Source organism: Shewanella sp. 1180_01 (assembly GCF_052850535.1).
Window position 1 is genome coordinate 19440 of the sequence record NZ_VXCT01000067.1, and the last position, 8120, is coordinate 27559.

The following is an 8120-nucleotide window of genomic DNA, read 5'->3' on the forward strand; positions in this document are numbered from 1 at the left end:
TATTGATGCTATTGAACGCGCAGTTTATCTCGCTTACGATGAATCTGCACCCACGCAAACCAACCAAATAAAATACCGCCAATAGGATAAATATAGAGCGCTCTTTGCAGTTCCGCCCAGAATGGATCGCCCGAGATAAAATAATGGATTAAGGCAACCACGAGGGACGTCATCATACCCCAATAAAGTACGCCAAAGACTAAAATAAAGTACCACTTACCCTTTGCAAGTAGTGCATCTAGTTTTTGCAATTCCAATGCTGCATCATCCATGTTTTGTCCTCTTAACGGCCTAAGCGCAATATGCCAGAACTCGCGCACAGTGCCTATCCATCTTTATAACTAACAGCATTAAAATAACAAAAAGCCCCGCAATTGCAGGGCTTTAGTTTAGAAACGACTGAGCTTATTCAGCTGGGCTTGGCTTCTCTTCCTTACCTTTCTTTTCACGCTTACTGAAGATACGCTCCACTATCACGAAGAATAATGGTACGAAGAAGATACCTAGGAAAGTCGAGCTCATCATACCGCCAAGTACCGCAGTACCGATGGCGTTTTGGCTACCAGAACCCACACCCGAGCTAATGGCTAACGGCACAACACCTAAACCAAAGGCAAGAGACGTCATCAGAATAGGACGCAAACGTACACGTACCGCATGCAGGGTCGCCTCGACTAAGCCAGAACCTTTCTCGTAGAACTCTTTCGCGAATTCCACAATCAAGATGGCATTCTTAGTTGCCAAACCCACTGTGGTTAACAGTCCTACTTGGAAGAATACGTCGTTTGGCAAGCCGCGACCGTTCATTGCAATCAAGACACCGATGATCCCGAGTGGCACAACAAGCACAACGGCAAACGGCACCGACCAGCTCTCATAGAGTGCAGCCAGTACGAGGAACACCACTAAGATCGACAAGGCATACAGCGCAGGCGCTTGGTTACCCGATAGACGCTCTTCGTACGATAAACCGTTCCACTCAACACCAAAACCAGGAGGAAGCTGCTTAGCAAGGTCTTCCATGATTTCCATCGCCGCACCGGTACTAAACCCAGGAGCCGTAGCACCCTGAATGTTCATCGACGGTAAGCCGTTAAAGCGCTCTAGACGTGGAGAACCGAATTCCCATGTACCCGTCGCAAAGGCTGAGAATGGAACCATGTCGCCCTTGTTGTTACGCACATACCAAGTGTCTAAATCTCCTGGTTGCATACGATACTGGGCATCACCTTGCACATACACTTTCTTCACGCGGCCGCGGTCAATAAAGTCGTTCACATAAGACCCCCCCCAAGCCGTGGCAAGCACACTGTTCACATTAGTGATTTCAATGCCTAACGCGCTTAACTTAGCGTGATCTACATGTAATTGATAAATCGGCGCATCTTCTTGACCGTTAGGACGCACGCCCACCAGATTTGGATTCTGTGCCGCCATACCCAGCAGTTGGTTACGTGCCGCCACTAACTTTTCGTGACCTTGGCCGTTCTTATCCTGCAAGTACATGTCGAAACCGTTCGCCGTACCCAACTCGATAACCGCAGGCGGCACGAAGGCGAAGACTAAGGCATCTTTCATCTGGCCGAACACACCCATGGCACGACCCGCAATAGACTTAACGTCCATGCCTGGCGCTTCACGCTCAGACCAATCCTTCAAGCCAACGAAGGCGATACCCATGTTTTGCCCTTGACCAGCAAAACTGAAGCCTGCCACGCTAAATACCGATCTCACGCCTTCTTCAGCCATAAAGTGATCAGAAACTTTCTCCAATACTTTTAGAGTGCTTTCTTGGGTTGAGTTAGTCGGCAAAATCGCTTGGGTAAACAAAATACCTTGGTCTTCGTCTGGCAAGAAGGCGGTAGGCATACGGATGAAGATCCAACCCACTGCAATAACCAGCACAACGTAAATCGTCATTACTCTGAAGCTGCGCTTGATGATCCCAGCTACGCTCGACTCATAACGATTAGTCAGCTTGTCGAAAGTACGGTTAAACCAACCGAAGAAGCCTGTCTCTATGTGACCATGGCCCTTCTTGACTGGCTTGAGCATAGTCGCACACAGTGCTGGCGTTAAAATCAACGCCACCAGTACAGACAGCGCCATCGCAGAGACGATAGTGATCGAGAACTGACGGTAGATCACACCCGTTGAACCAGACATAAATGCCATAGGTACAAACACAGCGGATAGGGTCAGACCAATACCGACTAAGGCACCGGTAATTTGGTCCATCGACTTACGCGTCGCTTCGAGTGGACTTAAGCCCTCTTCGGACATCACCCGCTCGACGTTTTCCACCACCACAATCGCATCGTCCACCAGCAAACCGATGGCGAGCACCATAGCGAACATGGTTAGGGTGTTAATCGAGAACCCTGCCATCGATAGAATCGCAAAGGTACCCAGCAATACCACAGGTACCGCAATGGTCGGGATCAAGGTTGCACGGAAGTTTTGCAGGAAGAGGTACATGATGACGAACACAAGTACGATAGCTTCTAGCAAGGTATGCACCACACCTTCGATAGATTGCTCTACGAAAGGTGTTGTATCGTATGGATAAACGACTTCTAACCCCTGCGGGAAGAAAGGCTTCATCTCAGCAATTTTTTCACGAACCGCTGATGCGGTATCCAGAGCGTTAGCACCCGTTGCCAGCTTGATCGCTAACCCTGTTGCAGGTTGACCATTATACAGTGACACCACGGCATAACTTTCAGAACCTAACTCAACTCGCGCCACATCACCGAGGAAGACATTTGCACCTGAAATATCCGATTTAAGGATAATCTTGCGAAACTCTTCCGCCGTTTGTAAGCGGCTTTGAGCCGATACAGTCGCGTTCAGCTCTTGGCCAGCCACAGATGGCGCGCCACCTAACTGTCCAGCGGAGACTTGAGCGTTTTGAGAACGAATAGCCGCAATAACATCTAAGCTGGTTAAGTTATATTGAGTCAGCTTCAACGGATCTAGCCATATACGCATAGCATATTGAGCACCGAACAGCTGAATTTCACCTACACCCGGAACACGGCTCATAGGATCTTGAATGTTCGCACCCACGTAGTCGGCGATATCGCCTTTATCTAACGAACCGTCGGTCGATACGAAGCCTAATACCATTAAGAAGCCTGAACTCGACTTGTTAACGTTAACCCCTTGCGACTGCACTTCTTGCGGTAACAGGGTCATAGCGCCCTGTAACTTGTTCTGAACTTGAACCTGTGCAATATCCGGATCGGCTTCGGCGTTGAAGGTTAAGGTAATAGACGCATTACCAAAACTGTCACTGGTTGAGGAGATATAACGGAGGTTATCGATACCCGTCATACGTTGCTCAATCACCTGAGTTACAGAATCTTCAACGATCTTAGCGGAAGCACCAGGATAGTTAGCACTGATCACCACGGTCGGTGGTGCAATGTTAGGATATTGAGACACTGGCAGCGAGCGGATCGAGAGGATCCCCGCCAGCATAATAATCAAGGCGATCACCCACGCAAAGATGGGGCGATCAATAAAAAAACGTGCCATAGCTATGCCCTATTGTGCTTGCGTTTCAGAAATAACTTTGGTGGTTACTGGAGCGCCTGGACGAATTTTCTGTAATCCTTCCACAATTAATTTATCGCCCACAGCTAAACCAGAAGTGACTCGCCATTGGTTGTTAATCACTTCAGCGGTCGTTACAGTTTTCGATTCAACGACGCCTTGGTCATTTACAACCATAGCCACTGCTTGACCCTTAGAGTTACGCGTAATCGCTTTTTGCGGAACCAAGATAGCCTGTGGATCAGTACCCGCATTCAACATAGCGCGAACATACATACCAGGTAACAAGATACCTTCAGGGTTCGGGAACTCGGCGCGCAGAATGACTGAACCAGTGTTTGGGTCCACACTCACTTCAGCGAACTGCAACTTACCTGGATGGCTGTATTGAGTGCCATCTTCGAGCAACAACTGCACATCAGCATTTTCTGAAGCTTGTAGCTTACCTTGCTGCAACTTAGCCTTAAGACGTAACAACTGCGCACTCGATTGCGCGATATCCACATTGATTGGATCAAGTTGTTGAATCGTCGCCAGCGTTTGGCTTTGGTTCGCTGTCACTAACGCACCCGCAGTCACACTCGATTTACCGATACGACCAGAGATAGGCGCTAATACTTCAGTGTATTGCAGGTTGATTTTAGCGGTGTTAATCGCAGCTTCTGCCACGGTGACATTCGCTAATGCTTCTTTATATGCCGCTTCAGCTTCATCAAATTCTTGCTTACTGATGGCATTGGTTTTCACCAGTTGCTGATAACGTGCAGCCTTAGCTTTTGCTGAGGCTAAACCCGCATTGGCTCTGGCTAAATCGGCATTGGCACTCACTAACGCGGCTTTATAAGTTGCAGAGTCAATTTGATACAAGGATTCACCCTGTTTCACATTGCCACCTTCAACAAAACTACGCTTAGTGATAATACCGCTCACCTGTGGACGAACTTCGGCCTCGAGGAAAGCTTTACTGCGTCCGGGTAATTCCACCTGAATCACTTGTGGCTGGGCAACAACATTAAGGATTCCCACTTCCATACTACGTGGGCCAGCGCCCGCCTGAGCTTTCTCTTCTTGAGGGCTGCAAGCTGCCATCCATAACGCCACGCTTATAACTGAGGCAAGTTTAATTGTCTGCCGCATGAGAACTCCTTCAAATATTAACTGCCCACATACCAGTACACTTATTGCGCTGACACGAGCCGTAATTGTAACTAAAATCAAATCCGTTATTTATCTCATAGCCTATATGAATCAACAAGGAAGATAACGAAACTAAATTGTAAACTAATGAAAATTTTCACTCATTCGGCATTACTATATTCATCGAATTGTTATTCGATTTAAAAAGCCTGTTAACTTTGAGTAACATTGTTAGAGGGATATGCCGTAAAACACCCAATAAGCCTACTCCATATTGAATATGTTGCAAATCTGTTCATATTCTAAACTTGCCGCAGGCCAAGGCCCACAGCTCAATAGCGTTAGCTTAACCGCCACTTGTTGCAATAATTTGTACATAGAGACAAAAACGCAGCGCTGTTGTTTTTACTCAGGCCACTCTCAGCATCAAGTCGCTAAAAACGACCTATCAAGACTGACAATACCGAAAGAGAGTAAACAAGGAATTGGCTTCAGACTGCCTGCGCGTAAAAAACATCATTTAGCGGATTAATGTGCAGTTTGTTACCTCAAACATATGGCCGAAATACGGCGCCAATGGTTTGAGTCAAACCCACAACAATAAAATTAACCGTCTCAAATCATACTGAGCGGGTTATTTTAGTGGTTAGCCATAGGCGGAGCAAACCCGAAATCCAGTTTAATACCCCATTAAATGAAACTCAGACTCCCACAATTAACACTTCTTTAATGACGAATATTGCTTACAAAGCTAAAAATTCTTCGCTTAAAAACGCATTTGTTCATATTCATTCACATATTTTCGTGATTGGTTCATTCCAAGCATCACGGCTATTCACAAGTTATTCTTACGATAATGGTGCGCTAACAACTCCCAATAATTTGAAATAATTTTGAGATGATGATTATGAAGACTCGCACTAAATTTCTGCTCAGTGGGGCGTTACTTTCCCTTGCTATGACTGCTCAAGCGGCCGATGACAACCAGCTCTTTGGCGGTACGATTAATGCCAATGTTAACTTTGCCTCCGATTATGTGTTCCGCGGTGAATCTGAAACCTTAGACGGCGATATCCCCGTAGTGCAAGGCACCTTAAGCTGGAATCACGATGAAGGTTGGTATGCTGGGGTATTTAGCTCCAACATCAAGTTTGCCGATCCTAATTTAGAGATCGTTACCGCGCCTTTTATCGGCAAAGCCGGTGAATTTGGCGACTCAGGATTTACCTATGATGTGATGCTGTTTTCATACCTCTACCCAGGTGCATCCTATTCAAACTACACAGAACTCTGGCTCAAAGTGGGTAAACAGTTTGGCCGCGCCAATTTACAATTAGAAGTCACACCCACAGTCGATGACTGGTTTGGTGTCGATGGCTGGCACGGCGTGAACTACGCCTTGCACCCAAGCTACAACTTCAATAATGGCGTAAAAATCTCAGGCTCTGTCGGTTATCAAGACTTGAGCGGTGAAGGTGCCGAAGGTTGGGGACACTGGAACTTAGGTCTAAGCAAAGTATTCTACGGGTTGAATTTTGATGTCCGTTACCACGGCAGCACAGTGGATACCGACCATAAAGTCTATGGCACTCAGACTGAAATCTTCGACGACAGATTTGTCGTGGGCATCAGCAAAAGTTTCTAAGTGTAGTTCGTCGCGTTACCCGCTCATCCGCTGCTTCCCTGCGGCACTCCAGTGGCTTGATGAATAGAGCCTTGACCAGCCACCGCGGCTGGTCTTTTTTATTTTGCACTTACATATGCTAAATCTAAATATTCTAAATTCGATTATCCCCCACGCTACAAGCCAAAATACGGCTGATGTCGGCCAAACAACGCCCTGATTCCTGTTGCCACTGATTAAATACAGCTTGCACTTGTTTAAGCGCTGTCTGCGACGTAAAACCCGCATCGACTAACTTGTGTGCTTTAAAATAACCTTGCACATCATCGGTTAACAAGAAGGTATCTTTGCCAATGCCGCGCAGAAAATAAGGACCTGTGTTGCCGCCCAGTCGGGTACCGCGTTTCTTTAACAGTGCCCATAAACCGATAATATCCTGCGTCGGCCAAGCGGCGATCAGCTGCGCCAAGCTGCCATGTTCGCGAGCAACATCGTGGATCATTAAAGCATTATCATAAATGGCTTGAGTCTTTTTCAGATGGCGGATCAGTGTAGCATCACTCGCCCGCGCTTGAATTTGCTCAGGGGATAACATCAACACTTTATGCGGTTCAAATCCAAAGAATGACTTCTCATATTCTGGCCATTTATTAACAACCACCCGCCACACAAAACCACTTTGAAACACCTGACGGCTCATCGCTGACAATAATTCAGCATCACGATACTGGCGAATTTCATCATCGGACAGGCAACCAGACAACAAGGCTTCGAGTCCCGCAGCCCCGCCTTTGCGCTCACTGGCTCTGGCATAAATAGATGAAAAACGCTCTAACTGGCTCATATTATTACCTTTAAAATGATTAAATCCCGACACTTTTAATATGTCGTTAATAATACCGATTTTTATCCTTGATGGATCATTTGGCTTTGCCGCTAAAAATTGTGTTTATCCCTGCATTTTTTAGAAAAACTCTTACAGCAAGCACCTTAATTACGACTAAAGTTAAGGCGTAAAGTCAGTAAAATTCAGGGTTTGGAGTTAGTGCCTATGGAGCTTTTTTATCACCCCTTATCTCGCTATTCACAAAAGGTGCTGATCGCACTTTATGAAAAGCAGGCCAATTTCTACCCCAGAATCATAGATCTGCGCGACCCTTTTTCACGCAAGGAATTTCACCAAACCTATCCGCAGGCGAGAGTTCCCCTGCTAAAAACCCACGATGAGCTGCTTGTTCCCGAATCCAGCATTATTATTGAATACTTAGATAGGCATTTTAATAACAGTACCCAGCTGCTGCCCCAAGAACCGCAACGCAACTTACAGGTGCGTTTGTTCGATCGCATCATAGACAATGATATTAATAACCCATTATTTCAATTAGAAAAGTTGAAGCATACCGAGGACAGTAACGAGTTCGAAATCAAACAATTAGAAAAACAACTACTGGTACAATTTCAACACTTAGACACGCAACTCACGCAACACCATTGGGTTTGCGGCGACAGTTTTACCTTAGCCGACTGCGCCCTAATCCCTTGTTTAAGTTATAGCTTTCAACACTTAAATCTATTGGATTTGGATGAAATCGTGCGCTATTGGCAACAGGCACAATTGCGCGGCGCTTGGATGTTAGTACAAGAAGAGGTGTTGCTGGCTGAAATGGAGGAAACGGCGGGAATAAGAGGCATACCTTAGCGGGGTAAGTCATGCCTCAACAAGATCACATATTGCGTTCTTTCTTCAACTGCAAAAATGCTTTCCACTTCACGACTTCGGGCGGCAACTCGGGTGCAGCAT

The 8120-nt window shown here is 46.4% G+C and carries 6 protein-coding genes and 1 pseudogene; 2 read left to right on the top strand and 5 right to left on the bottom strand.

The window, feature by feature from the left end; genetic code table 11:
• Nucleotides 1-8 precede the first annotated feature (8 nt).
• The 3 genes from FW758_RS21910 to FW758_RS21920 all read right to left on the bottom strand — a co-directional run bounded on the left by FW758_RS21910 (nucleotide 9) and on the right by FW758_RS21920 (nucleotide 4695).
• Complete coding sequence (locus FW758_RS21910; protein WP_446446511.1) at nucleotides 9-272, bottom strand: hypothetical protein; 264 nt, start codon at nucleotides 270-272, stop codon at nucleotides 9-11.
• 133 nt (nucleotides 273-405) lie between these two features.
• Nucleotides 406-3540 (bottom strand): efflux RND transporter permease subunit, encoded by a 3135-nt coding sequence (locus FW758_RS21915; RefSeq protein ID WP_446446512.1) that lies wholly within the window; start codon nucleotides 3538-3540, stop codon nucleotides 406-408.
• Nucleotides 3541-3549: 9 nt separating this feature from the next.
• On the bottom strand, nucleotides 3550-4695 hold the full coding sequence (locus tag FW758_RS21920; RefSeq protein ID WP_006084665.1) for an efflux RND transporter periplasmic adaptor subunit: 1146 nt from the start codon (nucleotides 4693-4695) through the stop codon (nucleotides 3550-3552).
• 898 nt (nucleotides 4696-5593) lie between these two features.
• Here FW758_RS21920 and FW758_RS21925 point away from each other — a divergent pair.
• Nucleotides 5594-6340 (top strand): TorF family putative porin, encoded by a 747-nt coding sequence (locus FW758_RS21925; RefSeq protein WP_446446513.1) that lies wholly within the window; start codon nucleotides 5594-5596, stop codon nucleotides 6338-6340.
• A 133-nt stretch (nucleotides 6341-6473) separates the two neighbouring features.
• Here the strand turns inward: FW758_RS21925 and FW758_RS21930 are convergent, their stop codons facing one another.
• On the bottom strand, nucleotides 6474-7163 hold the full coding sequence (locus FW758_RS21930) for a DNA-3-methyladenine glycosylase I (RefSeq protein ID WP_006084667.1): 690 nt from the start codon (nucleotides 7161-7163) through the stop codon (nucleotides 6474-6476).
• Nucleotides 7164-7370: 207 nt separating this feature from the next.
• Here FW758_RS21930 and FW758_RS21935 point away from each other — a divergent pair, with 207 nt between their 5' ends.
• Nucleotides 7371-8018 carry a glutathione S-transferase family protein gene (locus FW758_RS21935; protein WP_446446514.1) on the top strand — a complete coding sequence of 216 codons (648 nt, stop codon included), beginning with the start codon at nucleotides 7371-7373 and terminating at the stop codon, nucleotides 8016-8018.
• A gap of 25 nt (nucleotides 8019-8043) precedes the next feature.
• Here FW758_RS21935 and FW758_RS21940 read toward each other — a convergent pair.
• Nucleotides 8044-8120, bottom strand: a pseudogene (locus FW758_RS21940) (thioesterase); the annotation flags it as partial.